Source organism: Curtobacterium herbarum (genome assembly GCF_016907335.1).
GTDB classification, from domain to species: domain Bacteria; phylum Actinomycetota; class Actinomycetes; order Actinomycetales; family Microbacteriaceae; genus Curtobacterium; species Curtobacterium herbarum.
Map to the genome: position 1 here is coordinate 410,204 of NZ_JAFBBT010000001.1, position 21,059 is coordinate 431,262.

The 21,059-nt window shown below is 71.6% G+C and carries 23 protein-coding genes, 1 tRNA gene and 1 riboswitch; of the genes, 9 read left to right on the forward strand and 15 right to left on the reverse strand.

Going from position 1 to position 21,059, the window contains the following annotated elements; all coding sequences use genetic code 11:
* Complete coding sequence (locus JOD51_RS02060) at nucleotides 1-813, forward strand: L-threonylcarbamoyladenylate synthase (protein ID WP_204606821.1); 813 nt, start codon at nucleotides 1-3, stop codon at nucleotides 811-813.
* On the opposite strand, the gene nagA is transcribed toward JOD51_RS02060, so the two are convergent.
* The 4 genes from nagA to JOD51_RS02080 are packed head-to-tail and all read right to left on the reverse strand — an operon-like array spanning nucleotide 807 to nucleotide 3,757.
* Nucleotides 807-2,009: an N-acetylglucosamine-6-phosphate deacetylase gene (gene nagA, locus JOD51_RS02065; protein WP_204606822.1), complete on the reverse strand. Its 1,203-nt coding sequence runs from the start codon at nucleotides 2,007-2,009 to the stop codon at nucleotides 807-809. The two genes, JOD51_RS02060 and nagA, sit on opposite strands and share 7 nt — an antisense overlap.
* Nucleotides 2,006-2,413, reverse strand: a complete 408-nt coding sequence (locus tag JOD51_RS02070) for a YrdB family protein (RefSeq protein ID WP_204606823.1) — start codon at nucleotides 2,411-2,413, stop codon at nucleotides 2,006-2,008. Before JOD51_RS02070 ends, nagA begins: the two co-directional genes overlap by 4 nt.
* 8 nt (nucleotides 2,414-2,421) lie before the next feature.
* Nucleotides 2,422-3,312: a formyltetrahydrofolate deformylase gene (gene purU / locus JOD51_RS02075; protein ID WP_204606824.1), complete on the reverse strand. Its 891-nt coding sequence runs from the start codon at nucleotides 3,310-3,312 to the stop codon at nucleotides 2,422-2,424.
* Entirely contained in the window at nucleotides 3,296-3,757 is a 462-nt protein-coding gene (locus JOD51_RS02080; protein ID WP_204606825.1) for a MarR family winged helix-turn-helix transcriptional regulator, read from the reverse strand. The genes purU and JOD51_RS02080 overlap by 17 nt, the downstream gene beginning before the upstream one ends.
* A gap of 109 nt (nucleotides 3,758-3,866) precedes the next feature.
* On the opposite strand from JOD51_RS02080, the gene JOD51_RS02085 reads away from it, so the two are divergent.
* A complete protein-coding gene (locus JOD51_RS02085; RefSeq protein ID WP_204606826.1) occupies nucleotides 3,867-4,742 on the forward strand; it encodes an NmrA family NAD(P)-binding protein in 876 nt (291 codons plus the stop codon).
* Nucleotides 4,743-4,838: 96 nt separating this feature from the next.
* Here the strand turns inward: JOD51_RS02085 and JOD51_RS02090 are convergent, their stop codons facing one another.
* Complete coding sequence (locus JOD51_RS02090; protein ID WP_204606827.1) at nucleotides 4,839-5,315, reverse strand: DUF2017 family protein; 477 nt, start codon at nucleotides 5,313-5,315, stop codon at nucleotides 4,839-4,841.
* Complete coding sequence (gene clpS, locus JOD51_RS02095) at nucleotides 5,312-5,599, reverse strand: ATP-dependent Clp protease adapter ClpS (protein WP_111052343.1); 288 nt, start codon at nucleotides 5,597-5,599, stop codon at nucleotides 5,312-5,314. Before clpS ends, JOD51_RS02090 begins: the two co-directional genes overlap by 4 nt.
* Before the next feature lie 38 nt (nucleotides 5,600-5,637).
* Nucleotides 5,638-5,723: riboswitch (ZMP/ZTP riboswitch) on the forward strand.
* A gap of 69 nt (nucleotides 5,724-5,792) precedes the next feature.
* On the opposite strand from clpS, the gene glyA reads away from it, so the two are divergent.
* Together glyA and JOD51_RS02105 are read left to right on the forward strand one after the other, a co-directional pair.
* Nucleotides 5,793-7,082, forward strand: a complete 1,290-nt coding sequence (glyA, locus tag JOD51_RS02100; protein ID WP_372377515.1) for a serine hydroxymethyltransferase — start codon at nucleotides 5,793-5,795, stop codon at nucleotides 7,080-7,082.
* On the forward strand, nucleotides 7,079-8,008 hold the full coding sequence (locus JOD51_RS02105; protein ID WP_204606828.1) for a bifunctional 5,10-methylenetetrahydrofolate dehydrogenase/5,10-methenyltetrahydrofolate cyclohydrolase: 930 nt from the start codon (nucleotides 7,079-7,081) through the stop codon (nucleotides 8,006-8,008). The genes glyA and JOD51_RS02105 overlap by 4 nt, the downstream gene beginning before the upstream one ends.
* Before the next feature lie 358 nt (nucleotides 8,009-8,366).
* On the opposite strand, the gene galK is transcribed toward JOD51_RS02105, so the two are convergent.
* Both galK and galT read right to left on the reverse strand, forming a co-directional pair.
* Nucleotides 8,367-9,509 (reverse strand): galactokinase, encoded by a 1,143-nt coding sequence (gene galK / locus JOD51_RS02110; protein WP_204606829.1) that lies wholly within the window; start codon nucleotides 9,507-9,509, stop codon nucleotides 8,367-8,369.
* Nucleotides 9,506-10,603 carry a galactose-1-phosphate uridylyltransferase gene (galT, locus tag JOD51_RS02115; protein ID WP_204606830.1) on the reverse strand — a complete coding sequence of 366 codons (1,098 nt, stop codon included), beginning with the start codon at nucleotides 10,601-10,603 and terminating at the stop codon, nucleotides 9,506-9,508. Before galT ends, galK begins: the two co-directional genes overlap by 4 nt.
* 63 nt (nucleotides 10,604-10,666) lie before the next feature.
* Between galT and JOD51_RS02120 the strand changes: the two genes are divergently transcribed.
* A complete protein-coding gene (locus tag JOD51_RS02120; RefSeq protein ID WP_259559397.1) occupies nucleotides 10,667-11,512 on the forward strand; it encodes a DeoR/GlpR family DNA-binding transcription regulator in 846 nt (281 codons plus the stop codon).
* Nucleotides 11,509-12,456, forward strand: a complete 948-nt coding sequence (locus JOD51_RS02125; protein WP_204606831.1) for an aldose 1-epimerase family protein — start codon at nucleotides 11,509-11,511, stop codon at nucleotides 12,454-12,456. The genes JOD51_RS02120 and JOD51_RS02125 overlap by 4 nt, the downstream gene beginning before the upstream one ends.
* A 37-nt stretch (nucleotides 12,457-12,493) precedes the next feature.
* Here the strand turns inward: JOD51_RS02125 and JOD51_RS02130 are convergent, their stop codons facing one another.
* The 3 genes from JOD51_RS02130 to JOD51_RS02140 form a co-directional block, all read right to left on the reverse strand.
* Complete coding sequence (locus tag JOD51_RS02130; RefSeq protein ID WP_204606832.1) at nucleotides 12,494-12,814, reverse strand: hypothetical protein; 321 nt, start codon at nucleotides 12,812-12,814, stop codon at nucleotides 12,494-12,496.
* Between the two features lie 162 nt (nucleotides 12,815-12,976).
* Complete coding sequence (locus JOD51_RS02135; RefSeq protein ID WP_204606833.1) at nucleotides 12,977-13,615, reverse strand: TetR/AcrR family transcriptional regulator; 639 nt, start codon at nucleotides 13,613-13,615, stop codon at nucleotides 12,977-12,979.
* A gap of 175 nt (nucleotides 13,616-13,790) precedes the next feature.
* Nucleotides 13,791-13,863, reverse strand: a tRNA-Lys gene (locus JOD51_RS02140).
* 43 nt (nucleotides 13,864-13,906) lie between these two features.
* On the opposite strand from JOD51_RS02140, the gene JOD51_RS02145 reads away from it, so the two are divergent.
* The 3 genes from JOD51_RS02145 to JOD51_RS02155 all read left to right on the forward strand — a co-directional run bounded on the left by JOD51_RS02145 (nucleotide 13,907) and on the right by JOD51_RS02155 (nucleotide 16,625).
* Nucleotides 13,907-14,536 (forward strand): DNA-directed RNA polymerase subunit beta, encoded by a 630-nt coding sequence (locus JOD51_RS02145; protein ID WP_204606834.1) that lies wholly within the window; start codon nucleotides 13,907-13,909, stop codon nucleotides 14,534-14,536.
* Between the two features lie 620 nt (nucleotides 14,537-15,156).
* Nucleotides 15,157-15,756 (forward strand): ECF RNA polymerase sigma factor SigK, encoded by a 600-nt coding sequence (gene sigK, locus JOD51_RS02150; RefSeq protein WP_204606835.1) that lies wholly within the window; start codon nucleotides 15,157-15,159, stop codon nucleotides 15,754-15,756.
* Nucleotides 15,753-16,625 carry an anti-sigma factor gene (locus JOD51_RS02155; RefSeq protein ID WP_204606836.1) on the forward strand — a complete coding sequence of 291 codons (873 nt, stop codon included), beginning with the start codon at nucleotides 15,753-15,755 and terminating at the stop codon, nucleotides 16,623-16,625. Before sigK ends, JOD51_RS02155 begins: the two co-directional genes overlap by 4 nt.
* A gap of 195 nt (nucleotides 16,626-16,820) precedes the next feature.
* Here JOD51_RS02155 and pstB read toward each other — a convergent pair whose 3' ends face one another.
* From pstB to JOD51_RS02175, 4 genes are all read right to left on the reverse strand, one after another.
* Complete coding sequence (gene pstB, locus JOD51_RS02160; protein ID WP_204606837.1) at nucleotides 16,821-17,600, reverse strand: phosphate ABC transporter ATP-binding protein PstB; 780 nt, start codon at nucleotides 17,598-17,600, stop codon at nucleotides 16,821-16,823.
* A gap of 91 nt (nucleotides 17,601-17,691) precedes the next feature.
* Nucleotides 17,692-18,771: a phosphate ABC transporter permease PstA gene (gene pstA, locus JOD51_RS02165; RefSeq protein WP_204606838.1), complete on the reverse strand. Its 1,080-nt coding sequence runs from the start codon at nucleotides 18,769-18,771 to the stop codon at nucleotides 17,692-17,694.
* A gap of 18 nt (nucleotides 18,772-18,789) precedes the next feature.
* Nucleotides 18,790-19,740: a phosphate ABC transporter permease subunit PstC gene (gene pstC / locus JOD51_RS02170; protein ID WP_204606839.1), complete on the reverse strand. Its 951-nt coding sequence runs from the start codon at nucleotides 19,738-19,740 to the stop codon at nucleotides 18,790-18,792.
* 187 nt (nucleotides 19,741-19,927) lie between these two features.
* Nucleotides 19,928-21,043, reverse strand: a complete 1,116-nt coding sequence (locus tag JOD51_RS02175) for a phosphate ABC transporter substrate-binding protein PstS (RefSeq protein ID WP_204606840.1) — start codon at nucleotides 21,041-21,043, stop codon at nucleotides 19,928-19,930.
* Nucleotides 21,044-21,059: the final 16 nt, after the last annotated feature.

The following is a 21,059-nucleotide window of genomic DNA, read 5'->3' on the forward strand; positions in this document are numbered from 1 at the left end:
ATGAGCGCTGAGACCCCCGTGACCCCCGCGATCCCCACCACGACCACCGAGCACTGGACCGAGGGCGTGCCGCGCACCGCCGTCGACGCGCTGCTCCGTCCGGGCGGCCTGGCGGTCGTCCCGACCAAGGTTGGCTACATCCTGATGACCGCCGACCGCGCCGGCCTCGAGCGCAAGTTCGACGCGAAGCAGCGCAACCGCAACAAGCCGGGCGTCGTGCTCGTGAGCTCGCTCGAGATGCTCCGGTCCATCGCCCAGCTCACCCCGGAGATCGACGCCCTGTACCAGCGGTGCTGGGACGAGGACATCCTGCTCGGGTGCATCCTGCCGTGGAGCGACGCCGGCCGGGCCGCGCTGCCCGAGGACGGGTCGGACGAACTCATGATGGACACCCGGGGCACGTCCTGCTTCGTGATCAAGTTCGGTGTCCCCGGTGAGCTCGCCGCACGGGAGCTCTGGACGCAGCACGGCCGCTTCGCGTTCGCCAGCTCCGCCAACCCGTCCGGGACGGGCAACCGCGGTGTCGTCGCCGGCATCGGCGAGCGCATCGCGACCTCCGCCGACGTCGTCATCGAGGCCGACGACTACGTGGCCTCGATCCAGCCGGACGCGACCGCCGAGACCCGGTACGAGCAGGGCGTGATGGTCTCGATGGTGGACGCGGCCGGCGTGCTCGTGCCGCAGCAGGACGGCCAGCGCTCGGTGACCCCGGCGCCGACGCTGATCCGGAAGGGCCTGGCCGTCGACCGGATCATGGGACTGCTCGCCGACACGTTCACGAGCTGGGACTACCGGCAGGGCGAGTACTACTGATCGAGCGGCTGCCCGGCGCCCCACACCCGGAGCACCTCGAGTGCCGGTGACAGCGCGACCAGGTCCGCCGCGAACCCCGGCGCGAGCCGTCCGAACCGGTCCCCGAGTCCGATCGCCCGGGCCGGCACGCTGGTCAGGGCCGCCACGGCGTCGGGCAGCGACTGCCCGGTGAGCCGTACGGCGTTCCGCAGCGCGACGTCCTGCGTCAGTGTCGAGCCGGCGATCGTGTCCGTCCCGGTGACGTGCGCGACGCTGTCCGTCACGGTGACGTCGAGCGACCCGAGGCGGTAGGGGCCGTCGGCAGCACCGGCGGCGCCCATCGCGTCGGTGATGAGGGCGATCCGACCGGGGGCTGCGCGGAACAGCGTGCGGGCGGCGGCCGGGTGCACGTGCACGCCGTCGAGGATGAGTTCGAGGGTCACCCGCTCGTCCTCGACGGCGGCACCGATCGGCCCGGGGCGTCGGTGGTGCAACCCCGGCATCGCGTTGAACGCGTGCGTCAGGACGGTCGCGCCGGCATCGAACGCCGCGCGCGCCTGCTCGTACGTCCCGACGGTGTGCCCGACAGCGACGGTCACCCCGGCGTCGACGAACCGGCGGACGGCGTCGAGCGCACCGGGCAGCTCGGGCGCGATGGTCACCTGGCGGATCACGCCCGCACCTGCGGCAAGCAACGCGTCGACGGCGGCGGGTGTCGGGGCGACGAGGAAGTCCTCGTTGTGGGCGCCCTTGTTGTCCGGCGACAGGAACGGCCCCTCGAGGTGCGCACCAAGCAACAGCGGGTCGGTCGCCATCACGTCGCGGATCCGGCCGAGCGAACGGACGAGTTCGGGCACCGGGTTCGCCACCAGGCTCACGACCGACCGGGTGGTCCCGTGTGCCCGGTGCGCCGCCAGTGCTGCGCTGAAGTCGTCGTCCTCGTACGCCTGGGTCGCGCCGCCGTGTCCGTGCAGGTCGATGGACCCGGGCACCAGGATCGCGTCGCCGAGGTCGACGACCGCGTCGGCCCCGGGTGCGGCTCCGGTGCCGGCCTGGAGGATCGTGTCCCCTCCGACGAGCACCCACCCGTCCGTCACGGGGCCGGCCCCGTCGACCAGGCGGGCGGCGCGGACCAGGGTGGTGCGCGCCTCCAGGCCGGAGGGGCGACCCGCCTCGGACGGACGCCCGCCGTCGGACGGGAGGCTCGTGTCGCTCATGCGGTCTCCCGTCGGGCTGCGACGATCCCGCTCGCGGCGGCCACGACGACGAAGACGAGTCCGACGGCCGGGTGACCGAGCGAGATCCAGGTGGCGCCGGCCGCGACGACGAGGGCGACCTCGACGATGGTCTTGCCGACCACGTCCGTCTCGATCGGCGAGTGCGGGGAGCGGAAGAAGTACCAGACCACCGCGGCGAACAGCGGGGCGCCGACGATGAAGAACAGCGCCGGGAACGGGTACGGCCAGGTCAGGTAGCCCCAGTACGCCAGGGACAGCAGCCCGAAGGCGCAGACCACGACGCGGACGACGCTCCACACGTCCACCCGTCGCGGTGCGGTCGCGGGCGGCACCGGGACGTGGTCGTCACCGGGGTCGATCGGGCTGCGGGGTGCGTCGCGCATGACCGGCCCTACTTGAAGATGATCGTGCGGGCACCGTCGAGGAGCACACGGTCCTCGGCGATCCAGCGCACGGCCTGGGTCAGGGTGCGGGACTCCTCGTCCTGCCCGATCGACACGAGCTCGGCCGGCTCCTTCGTGTGGTCCACGCGGACGACGTTCTGCTCGATGATCGGGCCCTCGTCCAGGTCGCTCGTGACGAAGTGGGCGGTGGCGCCGATGAGCTTGACGCCGCGGGCGTGCGCCTGCCGGTACGGGTTCGCGCCCTTGAAGCCGGGCAGGAACGAGTGGTGGATGTTCACGGCCCGACCGGCGAGCGCCGCGCAGAGCTCGGGGGAGAGGATCTGCATGTACCGGGCGAGGACGACGAGTTCGATGTCGTGCTCGTCCACCGCCTCGAGGATCCGGCGCTCCATGGCGCCCTTCGACTCGGCGTCGGTGACGGGCCGGTGCTCGAACGGTACCGAGTAGAACGACGCGAGCTCGGCGAGGTCCGGGTGGTTCGCCAGCACCAGGGGCACGTCGATCGGCAGCTGGCCGCCGCGCTGCCGGTAGAGCAGGTCGTTCAGGCAGTGCCCGGCCTTCGACACGAGCACGAGGGTGCGCATCGGACGGCCGACGACGTCGAGCTGGACGCGCATGCCGTAGCGCTCGACGACCGGCGCCAGCGCCTGCTGGAAGGTCTGGCGGTCGACCGGCGCCATCACCTGCAGGCGCATGAAGAACGTGTTCGTGTCGGCGCTCGAGAACTGCTGCGACTCGGTGATGTTGCCCTCGGCCGCGACCACGGCTCCGGACACGGCGTGCACGATCCCCGGCTGGTCGTCGCAGACCAGCGTGAGGGTCCAGTGCGTGGGGTTCTCGGGCAGCGGGTCGGTCACCGGTTCAGGGTACCGGGGCATCGACCGGGTCGCTGGCGTCGCCGAGCAGGGGGCGGAGCGTCGTGACCAGGGCGCTGGTGTCCGCATCGTCGCCGAACCACCGGTTGCTCGCGCGCACGACCGGGTACGCCTGCGCCAGCAGCTCGCGGCCCGCCGGGGTCAGCCGGATCCGCGAGAGCCGGCCGCGTCCCCGCTCCGTCCCCCGGTCGAGCAGCCCGCGCTCGCCGAGTCCGGTGACGAGCGGCGTCATGCTCTGCGGTCGGACGCCCACGGCCCGGGCGAGGTCCGCCTGGCTCAGGCCGTCGGCGGCGGCGAGCTGCACCAGGACACCGAACTCGACCGGGGTCAGGTCGAGCGGGTCCAGCTCCGTCGCCAGGCGTCGGGCGAGTTCGCGCGCGGCCCGGATCACGGTCCACGCGGCGATGGCGTCGACGTCGTCCCGCGTCGCTGAGAACTCCCGGTGCACAGGTCGATCGTACGGCGTACCGTTCAGTATCAGAAAGCTGATACCACGGACCACATGCGCCGACCGCGTGCGCAGACCACGCGTGCCGACCGCACGACCAGGAGGAACCATGAGCGAAACCATCGCAGTCACCGGCGCGACCGGCGACGTCGGCGGCAAGACCATCGAGCTGCTGCACGCCGCCGGCGCCGACGTCCGCGCCGTCGTCCGCCGCCCCGACCAGGTCCGGGCCTTCCGCGACCGCGGCATCGACGCCCGCCTCGCCGACCTGGACGACGGCGAGGCCCTGACCACCGCGCTCCAGGGCGTCGACCAGCTGTTCCTCGTCACCGCCGCCACCGAACGCCAGGCCGAGCACGGCATCACCGCCGTCCACGCCGCCCGGGCCGCCGGGGTCCGCGCGGTCGTCCAGCTCTCCGGCGGCGACGCGGCGGAACACTCGCCGATGCCCTGGGCCAGCGCCATCTGGCGGATCGACCGGGCCGTCCGGGCGAGCGGCCTGGAACGCACGATCCTGCACCCGTCCGGCTTCGCGACGAACCTGGTGCCCTCGGGACCCGCGATCCGCCGCGGCGTCTTCCCGCAGACGATGGGCGACGGGGTCATCGGCTGGATCGACACGCTCGACATCGCCCGTGTCGCCAGCACCGTGCTGCAGGGCGGCGTCCACCACGGCGACGAACCCGTCCTGACCGGACCGGCACTGCTCGACGGCCGCGGTGTCGCCCGAGAGCTCAGCGCCGGACTCGGCCGCCCCGTGCGCTACCTGCACCTGCCGAGCCGGGTCTTCGGCGGCGTGCTCCGGCTGACCGGCATGCCCCGGTGGCAGGCCGAGGGGCTGCGACAGCAGTTCGGCGTGGTCGCCCGGCGCGGCCTCGACGGCGTCGACGTGCTCACCCACGAGGTCGAGCGGATCACCGGCACCCCGGCGACGCCCCTCTCCGGGTGGGCGCGGGCGCACCGGCGGGAGTTGCTGGGGCGGTGACGCGCGGGGTGCGCGCCCGCGCCGCATCGGACGGGAGGCCCGTGGCGGCCGCGCCCCGCGCCTCCCGTCCGGCAGACGCACCGGCGAGCAGCGCCGTCAGCGCGCGGAGATCGTGACGACCAGGTGCTCCTGCACGTACCCGAGCCAGTCGTAGACGTCGCGCAGCCCGACGCCGCCGTCGTCCCCGTCCAGTCCGTTGTCGGCCGTCGCGCGGTCGACGATGCCCAGGCGGTCCGCGATCGTCAGCCGCAGGTCCGTCAGCGACCGGAGCCACGCCTGCTCGTCCGTCCGGGTGAGCGCGCCCTCGCGGGCGCCGGTCAGCCACTCGTGGACGACGGCCGCGTTCGCGGACTTGGCGCTCCGCAGGTCCTCCTGCGTGAAGCGGCGGAACTCGGCGCTGGCCTCGTCGTCCTCGGGGTACGCGTCCGGGAACATCCGGACCGCCACCGGGTCCGTCGCCAGGTCGTGGTCCAGGACCTGGCGCAGCTGCTCGACCAGCGAGGTGAGGACGGCGCGCTCGCCGGCGGCCAGCCCGAGGTGCACGCCGTCGGCACGGCGGACGAAGGGGATCACGCGGCGGGGGCCCGGTCGACGGTCGCCTGCAGGCCGTAGCCGTGCATGGCCTCCACGTGGCGTTCCATCTCCTCGCGGTGCCCGGTCGCGACGACCGCCCGGCCGTCGGAGTCGACCTGGTGCATCAGCCGCTCCGCCTTCGCCCGTGGGAAGCCGAAGTAGGACTCGAAGACGTAGGTGACGTACGACATCAGGTTGACCGGGTCGTCCCACACGACGGTCGTCCACGGGACGTCCGCGCGCACCGAGGTCCGCTCGTCGACGTCCGGACTCAGCATGGTCATGGAGTCAAGGGTGACACGAACCGGTGGCCTCGGTACGATCGAGGGGTCGCGACTGGCGTTGGATGGGTCACCATCGGGGAGCGACACCTGACACGGTGCGCGGCCGTACGCCTGGGCCGCAACCAATCGTCCACCCCGTCGTGCGTCTGCTCGGCGGTGTCGCGCTCCGGCGCGCCAGACAACGAGGAGTCCCGTGTCCATCACCGACCTGTCGCCCGCAGCGACGCAGTCATCCTTCAACGCCCCCCTGTCCGAGGTCGACCCGGAGATCGCCGCCGTCCTGCAGCAGGAGCTCGGGCGTCAGCGTGACTTCCTCGAGATGATCGCGTCCGAGAACTTCGTGCCGCGCGCGATCCTCGAGTCCCAGGGCTCCGTCCTGACGAACAAGTACGCCGAGGGCTACCCCGGCAAGCGCTACTACGGCGGCTGCGAGTACGTCGACGTCGCCGAGCAGCTCGCCATCGACCGTGCCAAGGCGCTCTTCGGTGCCGCGTACGCCAACGTCCAGCCGCACTCCGGCGCGACGGCGAACGCCGCGGTGCTGCACGCGATCGCCTCGGCCGGGGACACCATCCTCGGGCTCGAGCTCGCGCACGGTGGTCACCTCACCCACGGCATGAAGCTCAACTTCTCCGGCCGGATCTACAACGCCGTCTCGTACGGCGTCGACCCGGAGACCTTCGAGGTCGACTACGACGACATCCGCGCCAAGGCCATCGAGCACCAGCCGAAGGTCCTCATCGCCGGTTGGTCGGCGTACCCGCGCCAGCTCGACTTCGCGAAGTTCCGCGAGATCGCGGACGAGGTCGGCGCCAAGCTCTGGGTCGACATGGCCCACTTCGCGGGTCTCGTCGCCGCGGGCCTGCACCCGTCGCCGGTCCCGCACGCGCACGTCGTCTCCTCGACGGTGCACAAGACCCTCGCCGGCCCCCGCTCGGGCATCATCCTGTCCAACGACGAGACGCTGTTCAAGAAGCTGAACTCGGCCGTGTTCCCGGGGCAGCAGGGCGGTCCGCTGATGCACGTCATCGCGGCGAAGGCCACCGCGTTCCTGCTCGCCGGCACCCCGGAGTTCAAGGACCGCCAGGAGCGCACGATCCGCGGCGCCCAGGCCCTCGCGGCCCGTCTGACGCAGCCGGACGCGAAGGCTGCCGGCATCGACGTCCTCACCGGCGGCACCGACGTGCACCTGGTGCTCGTCGACCTGCGCGAGTCCGAGGTGGACGGCAAGCAGGCCGAGGACCTCCTGCACGACGTCGGCATCACCGTGAACCGCAACTCCGTGCCGTTCGACCCGCGTCCGCCGATGGTCACCTCGGGTGTCCGCATCGGCACGTCGGCGCTCGCCACCCGCGGGTTCGGCGACGCCGAGTTCGCCGAGGTCGCGGACATCATCGCGCTGACGCTGATGCCGAACCCCGACGTGGCAGCACTCTCGGCCCGGGTGAAGACCCTGACCGACGCGTTCCCGCTGTACGCGTGAGCCTCGCCGCCCCGCTCCCGACCGAGCGCTGGGCGGGTGAGGGCAGTGCCGTCCGCATCGACGGCACCGCCCTCGCCGCTCGCACGCTCGAGGAGCTCCGACTCCGCGTCGACCGCCTGCACGAGCACGACATCCGACCGGGCCTCGGCACGATCCTGGTCGGCGAGAACGCCGGCTCGCTGTCGTACGTCGCCGGCAAGCACCGGGACTCCGCGCAGATCGGCATCGAGTCGATCCGCCTGGACCTGCCCGCCACCGCGTCGGCCGCCGACATCCGCGCCGCGATCCTGCAGATGAACGACGACCCCCGGGTCACCGCGTTCATCGTGCAGCTGCCGCTGCCGGAGGGCATCGACCCGACCCCGATGCTCGAGCTGATGGACCCGTCGAAGGACGCCGACGGCCTGCACCCGACGAACCTCGGTGAGCTGGTGCTCGCCGTCCCGGGAGGCGCGGGCACGATCGACGCGCCCCTCCCGTGCACCCCGCGCGGCATCGTCGAGATGCTGCGTGCGTACGACATCCCGATCCGGGGCAAGCACGTGACGATCATCGGTCAGGGTCTGACGGTCGGTCGGCCGCTCGGGCTGCTCCTGACCCGACTGGAGGCGACGGCCACGCTGACGCACTCCCTGACCGCCGACGTCGCGGCCGAGTGCCGCCGTGCGGACATCGTGATCGCGGCTGCCGGGGTCGCCGGACTCGTCAAGCCGGACTGGGTGCAGCCCGGTGCGGCCGTGATCGACGTCGGCATCACCCGGGTCGTCAACGAGGAGACCGGCAAGGCGAAGCTCCGCGGCGACGTCGACCCGGCGGTCGCATCGGTCGCGGGCTTCCTGTCGCCGGTCCCCGGCGGCGTCGGCCCGATGACCCGCGCGATGCTCATGAAGAACGTGGTCGAGGCCGCCGAGCGCCGCTTGCACTAGCGGCGGCCGCGGCCGCTGCCGCCGCTGCGGCCGCCGCCGCTGCGCCGAGCCTCGGCCCTGCGGACAGGATGCGGCGCACGCGCGCCGAGTTGCGTCCGCCAGGCCGAGGCTCGGCGTGCGCGGCGCAGCCGCGGGGCGGGGCGGGGCGGGGCGCGGGGCGTAGCCGCTGGGCGCGGGGCGCGGCCGGGAGGCGCGGCGCACGCCGCCGACGGCGCCACCGGCCCGGCCCGTGGTGCCGTCCGCACCCGCACAACGGTAACCGCCTCGCACCACGGTTTCCCGTGGTGCGAGGCGGTTGCTGTTGTGCGCAGGCGCCGCAGGCGCGCGCAGCGGCCGTGGCCGCAGGCCGGCCCGCGCGCTACGCGTCGCGGCGGGCGCCCTGCGCCGCGTGCACGGTGAACACGGTCGGCTCGCGGTACCCGGCCGAGGCGAAGGCTGCGGTGACGGCCGCGGCGATGCGGTCACGGGCCTCCCGGTCGACGAGCGCGATGGCCGCGCCACCGAACCCGCCGCCGGTCATGCGGGCCCCGACGGCACCGTGCTCGACGGCGGTCGACACCGCCAGGTCGAGCTCCGGCACCGAGATCTCGAAGTCGTCGCGCATCGACGCGTGCGACGCCAGCAGCAGTTCGCCGATCGCCCGGGGTCCCTGCTCGCGGAGCGTCCGGACGGTGTCGAGGACGCGCTGGTCCTCGGTCACGATGTGGCGAACCCGGCGGAAGGTCTCGTCGTCCAGCAGCTCCTGGGCGCGGGGCAGGTCGTCGACCGTCACGTCGCGGAGGGCCGGCACACCGAGCACCTCGGCGCCGTGCTCGCACGAGTCCCGTCGGGCCTTGTAGCCGCCGGTCGCGTGGGCGTGCTCGACGCGGGTGTCGACGACGAGGACCTCGAGGCCGTTCGCCTCGAGCGCCAGGTCCACCACGGCGGTGTCGAGGGTGCGGCAGTCGAGGAACACGACGGCGTCCTGCTCGCCGAGGAGCGACGCGGACTGGTCCATGATCCCGGTGGGGGCACCGACGGCGTGGTTCTCGGAGTACTGACCGACCCGGGCCAGGGACTTCCGGTCGAGGCCGAGCTCCCACAGGTCGGAGAAGGCCAGCGCGACACCGCACTCGATCGCGGCACTCGACGACAGTCCGGCGCCGACCGGTACCTGCGAGTCGATGAAGACGTCGAAGCCGGTGCGGTCGGACAGGTCCACGCCCGCCTGCTCGCGGAGTGCCCAGGCGATGCCGAAGACGTACGCCGACCAGCCGTCCATCCGGGCGGGGTCGAGGTCGTCGAGGGACAGCGACACCGGGCCGCCCTCCGGGTCGAACGACGACGCGACGCGGATGACCCGGTCCTCGCGCGGCGCGATGTCCGACGTGGTCCGCCGGTCGATCGCGAAGGGCAGCACGTACCCGTCGTTGTAGTCGGTGTGTTCGCCGATCAGGTTGACGCGGCCGGGAGCGGAGTACCGCACCGTCGGCTCGTACCCGAACACCTGCTGGAACGTCATGCTCGTTCGATCCCTCCTCGGATGAACTCGGCGGCCTTCTCCGGGACGAGGTCCCCGATCCAGGCGCCCATCGCGGCCTCACTGCCGGCCAGGAACTTCAACTTGTCCGCCGACCGACGCGGGGACGTGATCTGCAGCATCAGCCGCACGGTGTCGCGACCCGTGTGCACCGGTGCCTGGTGCCACGCGGCGATGTACGGGGTCGGGTCGCCGTACAGGGCGTCGAGACCACGGGTGAGCCGCAGGTGCATGTGCGCGAGCTCGTCCTTCTCGGCGTCGGTCAGCGCGGCGAAGTCCGGCACGTGCCGGTGCGGCAGCAGGTGGATCTCGATCGGCCAGCGTGCAGCGAACGGCACGAAGGCCGTGAAGTGCTCGCCGTCGAGGACGACCCGCTCGGAGCCGCGCTCGTTCGCCAGGATCTGCTCGAACAGGTCCGGGCCGAAGCGCTCGATCGACGCCAGCAGCCGCTGCGTGCGCGGGGTCACGTACGGGTAGGCGTAGATCTGGCCGTGCGGGTGGTGCAGGGTGACGCCGATCGCCTCGCCCCGGTTCTCGAACGGGAACACCTGCTGGATGCCGGGCATCGCGGACAGCGCGGCGGTGCGGTCGGCCCAGGCCTCGACGACGGTGCGGGCCCGGGACTCCGAGATGGACGCGAACGATCCGCTGGTCTCGGGGGCGAAGCAGACGACCTCGCAGCGGCCGACCGAGCGGAGCTGCCGGTTCAGGCCGACGTCCGACAGCGACTCGAGGGACGACGGTGCGTCGTCGCCGACCAGGTCCGGCCCGAAGGACGGCGAGCGGTTCTCGAACACGGCGACGTCGTAGCGGCTCGGGATCTCGGACGGGTTGGCGGCCGACTGCGGCGCGAGCGGGTCCTGGTCGGCGGGCGGCAGGAACACCCGGTTCTGCCGTGCGCTGGCGATCGACACCCACTCGCCGGTCAGGACGTCCTGGCGCATCCGGGCCGTGACGGGCCGCGGGTCCAGGACGCGCTCGTCGATGCTGCGCTCCGCGGGCAGCGTCGAGTCGGCGTCGTCGAAGTAGAACAGGTCGCGGCCGTCCGCGAGCGTCGTCGCACGTTTCGTGATCACCGCTGCACTCTACCCTCGCGCGAAGGGTTGCGAAAGCAAGTGGAAGCAGACGAAACTCGTGTTGTGACGTCTGACGAGCCTCCCGTCCTGCCGGCGCTGCTGCGCCAGGACCGCATCGTGGCGCTCCTGGACGGCGCACCGGGCATGGTCCGGACCGCCGCGTTGGCCGCCGCGGTCGGGACGAGCGAGGTGACGGTCCGCCAGGACCTGGCCGCCCTCGACCGGGAGGCCCGGATCCGCCGGGTGCACGGTGGTGCCGTCCGCCTCGGGGCCGGGTCGCGCGAGCGGCCGCTCGAGGAGACCGCCGTCGAGAACAGCACCGCCAAGGCGGCGATCGGCCGGGCGGCGGCGGACCTGGTGCGCTCCGGCCAGTGCATCGTCCTCGACGTCGGCACCACCCCGGCCGCCGTCGCCGAGGCGCTGGTCGCGCGGGAGGACCTGGTCGACGTCACCGTCGTCACGAACTCGCTCACCACCGCACTCGCGCTCGAACGAGCCGTCCCGCGGTTCACCGTCGTCGTCACCGGTGGGACGCTCCGGCCGCTGCAGCACTCGCTCGTCGCACCCTTCAACGCGACCGTGCTGCCGATGCTGTCCGCGGACCTGGTGTTCCTGGGCGGGACCGGGCTCGACGTCGCGCACGGCCTGACCAACGTGAACCTGCCCGAGACCGAGGCGAAGCGGGTCCTCGCGGCGGCGGGCAGGCGTACCGTCGTGGTCGCGGACGGCTCGAAGTTCGGCCGGGCCGACATCGGCGTGGTGAGCACGCTGCAGGACATCGACGTCGTCGTCACCGCGGGTGTCAGCGCGGACGCGGTCGACCCGATCCGGGCGGCCGGGGTCCACGTGGTCGTCGCGGATGCACCAGCGGGCACGACCCGCGCACCGGAGAGGAAGCAGACACCATGAGCACAGCGGCCAGCACAGCGGCACCCACCGGCGGTCAGTACCACCTGCGGCACGCCGGACCGGACGGTGTCGTCGAGGCCGTCGTCACCGAGGTTGCCGCCGGCATCCGCGAACTCCGGGTCGCGGGCTTCGACCTCACCGAGCCGTTCCCCGCCAGCCAGGCTCCGGCCGGCGCGAACGGCATCGTGCTCGCACCCTGGCCGAACCGGGTCGCCGGCGGTGCGTGGCAGCTCGACGGGAGGACCCAGCAGCTGGACATCTCGGAGCCGAAGTACGGCAACGCCTCGCACGGGCTGCTCCGGTTCGCGCCGTACCGCGTGGTGGACCAGACCGAGTCGTCGATCGAGCAGCAGGCCACGATCCACCCGCAGCACGGCTGGCCCTTCACGCTCGAGACCCGCGTGCACCACGAACTCGTCGAGGACGGCATCCGGATCACCCACACGGTCACGAACCGCTCGGGTCGCCCGGCACCGTTCGCCATCGGGTCGCACCCGTACCTGCGCGCCGGGGACACCCCCGCCGAGGACCTGGTCATCCGGCTCGACGCGGCGACGGCGTTCACGGTCGACGAGCGGAAGATCCCGAACGGCACGCAGTCCGTCGACGGCACCGACCTGGACCTCCGCGCCGGTCGTCGTGCCGGCGACTCCGACCTGGACACTGCGTACACCGACGTGACGCCCGACGCCGAGGGGATCCGCCGCACCACGCTGCACGGCCCGGAGGGTGACGGCGTCGAACTGTGGCAGGACGCCTCGTTCCCCTACGTGCAGGTCTTCACGTCGCGCGAGTTCCCGCGTGGCGACGGCACGGGCCTGGCGGTCGCCGTCGAGCCGATGACGGCACCCGCCGACGCGCTGAACTCGGGCGAGGGGCTGCGGTGGCTGGCGGCCGACGAGTCCTGGACGGGCTCGTGGGGGATCCGCCGCGTCTGGTCCTGACACCGGTGGGCTCCGGTCCTGGTCGAGCCCGGTCGGGTCAGGCCCGGCGCATCCGCAGGGCTTCGACCGCCAGTGACTCGCTGGGGTAGCGGCCGATCTCCTGCGCCCACGCCGGGTCGTCGCCGCGCAGCGCGAGGAAGTCCTTGCGCTGGCGGACGACGTAGCCGAGCACGGCCGTGGCGGTCGCGACCTCGGTGAAGTCCTTGCGGATGTGCCGGACGGTGACCTCGGCGCTCCGCCGGAGTGCCTCGAGCAGGAGCTCGTCACTCATGGCGGTCCCGGTGGCGGCGGCGAGCTCCACGAGGCGGCGCGCGTCACCGGTGGAGCTGGTCTGCGTGGCGTCGATGGGCTCGATCACGATGTACCCCGTTCGGTGTGGTTCGTTCAGTGCTGGAGTCCCGCGGAGAGCGGAACCAGGAACGACCATATCGAGGTGAATCCACCAGCCCGCTGTGCGCTGCACTCATGTGGACAGAGCGCCGGCCATGGATCGGCTGGGGACGACTTGTACCCCGAGCGGTCAGCTCGCGCGGCCCAGGTCCCACACCGGCGGGACGTACTCGCGGGACCAGCCCTCGCGCAGGCGCGTGACGGCGCGGTCGAACGACTCGAGCAGGTCCATCTCCGGACGGACCATCGACTGCAGCTGCAGCCCCTCGTACGTGGCCAGGAGCTGCTCGGCGCCGCGCGACGGCTCCATCGTGCGCGGCTCCCGACCGGCGGCGATGTCCTGCACCAGGCTCTGCTGCACGAAGCCGTGGAACCTGCGCCAGCGGGCGTGCAGCATCGGCGCGAGCGGGTGCCGGGGCGCTGCGGCGATGTTCAGCGTGGAGGTCAGGAAGCGCATCAGCGACGGGTCGGCGATGTTCGCGGTGACGATCGCGCGGAGGAACCGCATCGTCCCCATCTCGGTGGCGATCGGCATCAGCGGGGTCGTCCGGCGGTCGTTCCACCGGTCGATCGTCGCCAGCAGCAGGCCGTCCCAGCTGGGGAACGACACGTCGAGGGTCGCGGTGGTGGTGTCGGCCTCGGTGGCGACGCGCTCGGGGGTGACTTCGTGCAGGGGCAGTTCGTGGAGGACGCGGATCATCGCGTCGACGATCTGTGTCCGGGTGGAGACGTCGTCGTGCGGTGCGGAGTCCGTGGTGGGGCTGGGCATCTCAGCACCACACCACACGGGGAGCGCGGCGGGGTACCCCCACAACGAGCATCCTGTCCGGGGCGCGCGACGACGCGTCACCCCCACGACAGGCGGCGGGACGAGAGAGGTGGGCCCCGTGGGGCTCGAACCCACGACCCTCGGATGAAAAGTCGGGTGGGCGGTCCGACCGGGGTGGGCCCCGTGGGGCTCGAACCCACGACCCTCGGATTAAAAGTCCGGTGCTCTACCAACTGAGCTAGAGGCCCTCACGCACAAGGGTATCGGCAGAGCAGCGCCTACACTGTCGCGGTGCCGCGCGAACACCACCGTCCCGTCCAGTTCACCGATGCCGAGTTCGCTGCCCTGCAGGGTGGTGAGGACCCGGCCCTGGTGAACCGCGTCGCGCACGACACCGCCAACGCGCTGCTGCACCGGGTGCGCGAGGACCCGGACCCGGCTGTCGTGGAGCGCCTGGTCACCTACACGGACGTGCACGGCATCGAGGCGATCGCGGAGCTCTGGGCCCGCGTGGGTCCGCACACCCTGCCGGGGGCCCTCTGGCGCATCTACCTGGTCCGCACGGTCATCCGGCAGAACCCGGAGGAGGTCGCGTACCTCTTCGAGCGGGGCACGCAGCTGATCGGCACGATCGACCAGGCGGTCGCGGGTGCCGAGGAGCCGACGGGCCCGGCCGAGATCCTGACGCTGTCGGACCGGATCCTGCACGGCCTCTACACGGGCGACTTCGCGGTGGCGCTCGAGCGTGGTGCGGCGTTCGCCCGGCTGACCGCTGCGGGTGCGACCTCGGTGGCGGACGACGCCGACGTCTCGGCCGCGGAACGTGCCTCGGCGTTGACGACGCGCGCCTTCCGACTGGCGGAGCTGGCCGAGGACCTGTCGGCCGCGGCCGCCCTGTGGCGCCGCGAGAGCCTGGACTGACCGCGCAGCCACGCACGACGGTGAGCCGACGGTCGGAGGGCTGACGCGCCTCCCGGCTGTCGTCACGGGGAGCGTCCGCACCCGGACACGAGAAGACCGGGCCGCAGAAGCGCCTCTCGGCGCGAGGCCGCTCGAAGCGGCGAATATTGGAGCCCGGGGCTTGCTGCGGCCCGGCGATCACCAGTGTACGAGACGCTTGCCGCGTCGCACCCAGGTGTTCACTCTCGGTGGACAGATCCGGCGCCGGGCGCGCCGCTCGGCGGACGACCCCGGTCGGGAGGCCCGCCCCACCACCCGACGTCGGCCCGCCTCGGGCCGGAGCGCACCAGACGCATTCGCGCCCTGACCCAATCCGACCGGGCGACGGTACCGAATCATCAGCGTGGGAGTCGCAAGACATCCCACACGAGGTCCCCGGACGACCCGGGCCCGCTCGCGGGTCAATTCCCTGTGGGTCGTCCGGGGCCTCGTCACATGCACCGGAACCACCCGCGCAGCGACCGCTGCCGTGACCCGACCCGAACGGGACCCAGCTGATGACCACCGCGACCGCCGTCGCCGAGCGCTCTGTCCAGAGCGCGCGGTGGACGCCGTACACACGGGAAGGAGGAAAACCTGCAATGCTCACTCTCGTGGAAGGCGACATGGATGGTTGGACTCCCGCCGCGCCGGAGCCGGTGTCAGCGGACGACCTGCTCAGTCGGGTCGCGACCGGCGACCAGGCTGCGTTCGCTGACCTGTACGACGAACTCTCCGGTCGGGTCCTCGGACTCGTGACGCGACTCCTCAAGGACCGCGCCCAGTCGGAAGAGGTCACGCAGGAGGTCTTCCTGGAGGTCTGGCAGCAGGCCACCCGCTTCGACCAGTCCCGCGGCAGCGCCGCCAGCTGGGTCCTCACGATGGCGCACCGCCGAGCGGTCGACCGGGTGCGGGCGTCGCAGTCCTCCCGTGACCGCGACACGAAGATCGGCATCCGCGACTTCGAGACCGACTTCGACTCGGTCTCCGAATCCGTCGAGATCCGACTCGAACACGAACGCGTCAGCCGGGCACTGTCCCGACTCACCGAGTTCCAGCGTCAGGCTGTGCAGCTCGCCTACTACGGCGGGTTCTCGCACAGCGAGATGGCTGAGAAGCTCGGGGTGCCGATCGGCACCGTCAAGACCCGTCTCCGTGACGGGATGATCCGACTCCGCGACGAGATGGGGGTGACGTCATGACCGATCGTCACGACGACCCCGAGCTGATGACCGGCTCGCACGCGCTGGACGCGCTGACCGACGACGAGCGCGCCGCGGTCGAGCGGGCGCTGTCCGACTCCCCGGAGCTGCGACGCGAGTCCGACTCCCTCCGTGAGACCGCACTGGCCCTCGCCTTCGCGGTGTCCCCGATCGAGCCGTCCGCGTCCCTGAGGACGTCGCTGCTGGCGAAGATCCAGACGACCCCGCAGCTGCCCGCCCTCGACGACTCCGGCGCCACGCCGGAACCCGTCCGGGAGGCCCGCCACACGTCCGCCCCGGACGTCACGTCCGACGCCTCGGTCACGGACCTGCAGTCCGGCTCCGGCCGTGCCGCGTCGACCGCCCGGGCCCGCTGGTTCCGACGTCCCGCCGCGATGCTCGGCGTCGCCGCAGCCGGAGCCGTCGTGCTCCTCAGCGTCGGCTTCGGTGTCGGCGGCACGCTGCTGCAGGACGACGGCGGAGCGCCGGCGACCACGCAGGCGGCCTCCGGCCTCGACCAGATCTACGCGGCCCCGGACTTCCAGCGCAGCAGCGCGAAGGTCAAGGGCGGCGGCACGGCCACGGTCGTGTGGTCCGGGCAGCTCCAGCGGTCCGCGGTGATCCTGGACGGCGTCCGCGCGGCGCCGAAGGACAAGACGTACGAGCTCTGGTACATCGGTTCGCCGGAGTCCGGCGGCACCATCAGCGCAGCCGGCCTGATGGACGACGTCGACGGTGGCGTCCGCTCGGCCGTCCTCCGCGGCACCATGGGCGCCGGTGACACGATCGGCATCACGGTCGAGCCCGCCGGCGGTTCCCAGCAGCCCACGTCGAAGCCGGTCGTCGCGGTCCCCACCGCTGAGGCGTGACCGGCTCCTGACGGTTCAGGACGACGCCCCCGTGACCACATCGGTCACGGGGGCGTCGTCGTGTGCGGGGGCGTCGCTGCGTGCGAGGGCGTCGTTGCGCGGGGTCGGGACGCAACGCGGGAGGCCCGGTGCCGTCCGTTGCGGACGTGCACCGGGCCTCCCGGCCGGACCGTCAGCAGACGGTCGTGACGCTGATCACCCGAAGCGACCCGAGACGTAGTCCTCGGTCGACTTGACGGACGGGTTCGAGAAGATCGTCGCGGTGTCGTCGTACTCGATGAGGTGACCCGGCTGCCCGGTGCCGGCGATGTTGAAGAACGCCGTCCGGTCGCTGACGCGCGAGGCCTGCTGCATGTTGTGGGTCACGATGACGATCGTGAACTCCTTCTTGAGCTCGCCGATCAGGTCCTCGATGGCGAGGGTCGAGATCGGGTCGAGCGCGGAGCACGGCTCGTCCATGAGCAGCACGTCCGGCTGCACCGCGATCGCGCGGGCGATGCAGAGCCGCTGCTGCTGGCCGCCGGACAGGCCCATGCCGGGCTTGTCCAGACGGTCCTTGACCTCGTTCCACAGGTTCGCGCCCTGCAGCGACCGCTCGACGATGTCGTCGGCCTCGGACCGCGAGACGCGCTTGTTGTTGAGCTTCACGCCCGCCAGCACGTTGTCCTTGATGGACATCGTCGGGAACGGGTTGGGGCGCTGGAAGACCATGCCGACCTGGCGGCGGACGATGACCGGGTCGACGCCCGGGGCGTACAGGTCGTCGCCGTCGATCTTGACGGACCCTTCGACGTAGGCGCCGGGGATGACCTCGTGCATGCGGTTCAGCGTGCGGAGGAACGTCGACTTGCCGCAGCCGGACGGACCGATGAAGGCGGTGACGGTGCGGGGCTCGATCGTCATGTCGACGCCCTCGACCGCCTTGAACTTCGAGTAGAAGACGTTGAGGCCGTCGACCTCGATGCGCTTGGACACGTGGATCCTTCTGGGTTGGGTGGTCGTCGGGTTGCTGTCGGGCGGGGTGCTGGTCGTCTGCGCTGGGGGGGGGGGGGGGCAGCGCCTGTGGCTAGCGGGACAGCTTCGGTGCGAAGAGTCGGGTGATGAAGCGGGCGAGCAGGTTCAGCAGCATCACGATCAGGATGAGGAGCAGTGCTGCGGTCCAGGCCCGGTCGACGAACGGCACCGGGTTGGCGCCCTGCTGCGAGTACTGCGTGTACGCGAACACCGGCAGCGTCATCATCGGGTCCTTGAACAGGTCGTAGTTCATGCTCGAGGTGAACCCGGCGGTGACCAGCAGCGGGGCGGTCTCACCGATGACGCGGGCGATCGAGAGCATGACGCCCGTCGTGATGCCGGCGAGGCTGGTCGGCAGGACGACCTTCATGATCGTCAGCCACTTCGGCACCCCCAGTGCGTACGAGGCCTCGCGGAGCTCCATCGGCACGATCTTCAGCACCTCTTCGGTGGAGCGCACCACGATCGGGATCATCAGCACCGCGAGGGCGACCGAACCGACCAGGCCGAAGCGGGCACCCGGGCCGAGGAACAGCGCGAAGAGCGAGTAGGCGAACAGACCGGCGACGATCGAGGGGATGCCCGTCATCACGTCGACGAAGAAGGTGATGCCGCGGGCGAGGACACCCGTGCCGTACTCGACCAGGTAGATCGAGGTCAGCAGTCCGATCGGGACGCTGATCAGCGCCGCGAACAGGGTGATCTCGAGCGTGCCGATCAGCGCGTGGACGGCGCCGCCGCCCTCGGAGATGACGCCGCGCATCGAGTACGAGAAGAACTGCGCGTCGAAGCGGGCGAGGCCGTCCGCCAGCACCGTCCAGAGGAGCGACACCAGCGGCAGGACCGCGATCACGAAGGCCGTGATGACCAGGGACGTGATCAGGCGGTCGACGGCCTTGCGGCCACCCTCGACGATGCGCGAGACCACGACGATGAGGACGTCGAACAGGACCGTGCCGAGGAACAGGGCGGCGACGACGTTGAAGTCCTTCGTCGCACCACCCGCGTTCAGCAGGGCGAAGACGAGGGCCAGGGCGACCCAGCTGCCGAGGAGCAGCAGCCACGGGACGGACTTGTGGAGCTTGCCGTTGGCGAAGACGTTGCCGGCGGGCTGACGGACTGCAAGGGACATCGGGTGCGACCTTTCCCGTCAGGAGACTCGCTTGCGGACGATGTACCGCGCGAGCATGTTGATGACCAGGGTGATGACGAAGAGGATCAGGCCCGACGCGATGAGCGCGTTGAGGGCCGTCCCGGAGGCCTCGGCGAACTGCAGGGCGATGTTCGCCGCGATGGTCGACGGGTTCAGCGGGGTGAGGAGCTGGAACGTGACGTTGGTCGAGACCGAGAGCACCAGGGCGATCGCCATGGTCTCGCCGAGCGCACGACCGAGGCCGAGCATGATCGCCGACACGATGCCGGACTTGGCGAACGGCAGGACCGACATCCGGATCATCTCCCAACGCGTGGCGCCGAGGGCCAGGGCCGCTTCCTCGTTGAGCGTCGGCGCCTGCAGGAAGATCTCGCGCATGACCGCGGTCATGATCGGGATGGCCATCACGGCGAGGACGATCGACGCGGTGAGGATCGTGCGCCCCGTGCCGGACAGCGGGCCGGAGAACAGCGGGATCCAGCCGAAGTGCTCGTTGAGGAACGCGTAGAACGGCTTCACCAGGCGGGCAAGGACGACGATGCCCCAGAGGCCGTAGACGACCGACGGCACCGCGGCCAGCAGGTCGATGACGTAGCCCAGGACGGGTGCCAGGCGGCGCGGTGCGTAGTGCGAGATGAAGAGCGCGATGCCGATCGCGAGCGGGACGGCCATGATCAGCGCGAGGAAGGCCGACCAGATCGTTCCGAAGACCAGGGGGCCGACGTAGGTCCAGAAGTTCGCGGCGCTGTTCGGCAGTGTGCCGGCTTCGGCGTTGAATGCCGGGATGCTCTGCCAGACGAGGAACGCCGCGACGAGGACGAGGACGAAGAGGATCAGACTGCCCGCAGCGACGGAGGCGGCGGAGAACACCCGGTCGCCGATGCGGACGACGGCCTTCGGCTTGGACGGGGTGGCGATGTCCTGGTCGCGGACCGGTGCGGTCGTCATGGGGCTCCTGTCGGAGGATCGCGCCGGGTGAGCGCGAGGGGTTCGGGGGAGAGGTGGAGCGTCAGGGTCGTGACGGGCGCGGGCGGCAACCAGGGTCGGCAGCGCGCATCGGCGGCTCGCGTCACGACGGGCGAGAGCCCGGACGCCGGTCAGGTGGGTGGGACCGGCGTCCGGGCGCTTGCGGAACTTACTTGATGGACTTGACCGCCGCGGCGGCCTTCTCGCCCAGGTCGGACGACAGGGCGGCCGACTTGGCCTCCGTCGCTGCGGCCTTCTGCGCGTCCGCCGAGACGACGTACCCGAGGTACGCCTTCACGAGGTCGGCCTTGGCGCTGTCCTTGTACTCCTGGCACGCGATGGCGTAGGAGACGAGCACGAGCGGCCAGGCGTTCTCGGCCGTGTCCTTGCGGTCGATCTCGATGGCGAGGTCGTTGCTCTCGCGGCCCGAGGCGACGTCGGAGTCGGCGACGACCTTCGCAGCACCCTCGGCCGAGATCGTGGTGGCCTTGTCGCCGACCATGAGCTTGGCCTTGTCGAGGTCACCGGCGCCGGAGTCGTCGATGTAGGTGATGGCGTTCGAGGCGCCCTGCATGGCCGAGGCCACACCGGAGGTCTTCGCTGCCGCGTCACCGACCTGGAACGGGAAGGTCTGGCTCGGCTCCTTGCCCCAGGCGTCGCCCGCGTTCTGCGACAGGTACTCGGAGAAGTTCTCGGTCGTGCCGGAGTCGTCGGAGCGGTGCACGACGGTGATGTTCGCGTCCGGCAGCTTCACGCCGTCGTTGAGCGACGCGATCTCGGAGTCGTTCCACTTCGTGATCTTGCCGGAGAAGATGCCCGCGATGGACTTCGCGTCGAGCGTCAGGTCCGAGACGCCGTCGACCTTGTACGCGATCGCGATCGGGGAGATGTAGACCGGGATGTCGATGGCCTTCGAGTCCGCGGCGCACGCGGCGAACTTGCCGCCGAGCTCGTCCTCGGACAGGGCCGCGTCGGAGCCGGCGAAGTCCGCGGCACCCGAGATGAAGTTCTTGCGGCCAGCGCCCGAACCGTCGGGCGAGTAGTTCACGGTGACGCCGGAGGCCTGACCCTGGAAGCCGGAGGCCCAGGTCGCCTCGGCGGTCTGCTGTGCGGAGGAGCCGGAGCCGGTGAGCGTGCCGGAGAGCTTCGAGTAGTCGACACCCGAGGAGGCGGCGGGCGACGATGAGCCGCCGTTGCCAGCATCCTCGTTCGCCGCGCAGGAGGAGAGCACGACGGCGCCGGCGATCGCGATTGCCGCGATCGAGCCGATTCGCTTGATGTTCACAGGGGTCCCTTCGGGA

Excerpts from the sequence above, each read along its gene's own strand:
- JOD51_RS02125 (WP_204606831.1), top strand. The coding sequence starts at position 11,509 with ATGAGCACAGCGGCCAGCACAGCGGCACCCACCGGCGGTCAGTACCAC.
- JOD51_RS02085 (WP_204606826.1), top strand. The coding sequence starts at position 3,867 with ATGAGCGAAACCATCGCAGTCACCGGCGCGACCGGCGACGTCGGCGGC.
- pstC (WP_204606839.1), bottom strand. The coding sequence starts at position 19,740 with ATGACGACCGCACCGGTCCGCGACCAGGACATCGCCACCCCGTCCAAG.
- sigK (WP_204606835.1), top strand. The coding sequence starts at position 15,157 with ATGCTCACTCTCGTGGAAGGCGACATGGATGGTTGGACTCCCGCCGCG.
- clpS (WP_111052343.1), bottom strand. The coding sequence starts at position 5,599 with ATGACCATGCTGAGTCCGGACGTCGACGAGCGGACCTCGGTGCGCGCG.
- JOD51_RS02070 (WP_204606823.1), bottom strand. The coding sequence starts at position 2,413 with ATGCGCGACGCACCCCGCAGCCCGATCGACCCCGGTGACGACCACGTC.
- galK (WP_204606829.1), bottom strand. The coding sequence starts at position 9,509 with ATGACGTTCCAGCAGGTGTTCGGGTACGAGCCGACGGTGCGGTACTCC.
- JOD51_RS02155 (WP_204606836.1), top strand. The coding sequence starts at position 15,753 with ATGACCGATCGTCACGACGACCCCGAGCTGATGACCGGCTCGCACGCG.
- pstA (WP_204606838.1), bottom strand. The coding sequence starts at position 18,771 with ATGTCCCTTGCAGTCCGTCAGCCCGCCGGCAACGTCTTCGCCAACGGC.
- JOD51_RS02135 (WP_204606833.1), bottom strand. The coding sequence starts at position 13,615 with ATGCCCAGCCCCACCACGGACTCCGCACCGCACGACGACGTCTCCACC.
- JOD51_RS02060 (WP_204606821.1), top strand. The coding sequence starts at position 1 with ATGAGCGCTGAGACCCCCGTGACCCCCGCGATCCCCACCACGACCACC.
- nagA (WP_204606822.1), bottom strand. The coding sequence starts at position 2,009 with ATGAGCGACACGAGCCTCCCGTCCGACGGCGGGCGTCCGTCCGAGGCG.
- purU (WP_204606824.1), bottom strand. The coding sequence starts at position 3,312 with ATGCCCCGGTACCCTGAACCGGTGACCGACCCGCTGCCCGAGAACCCC.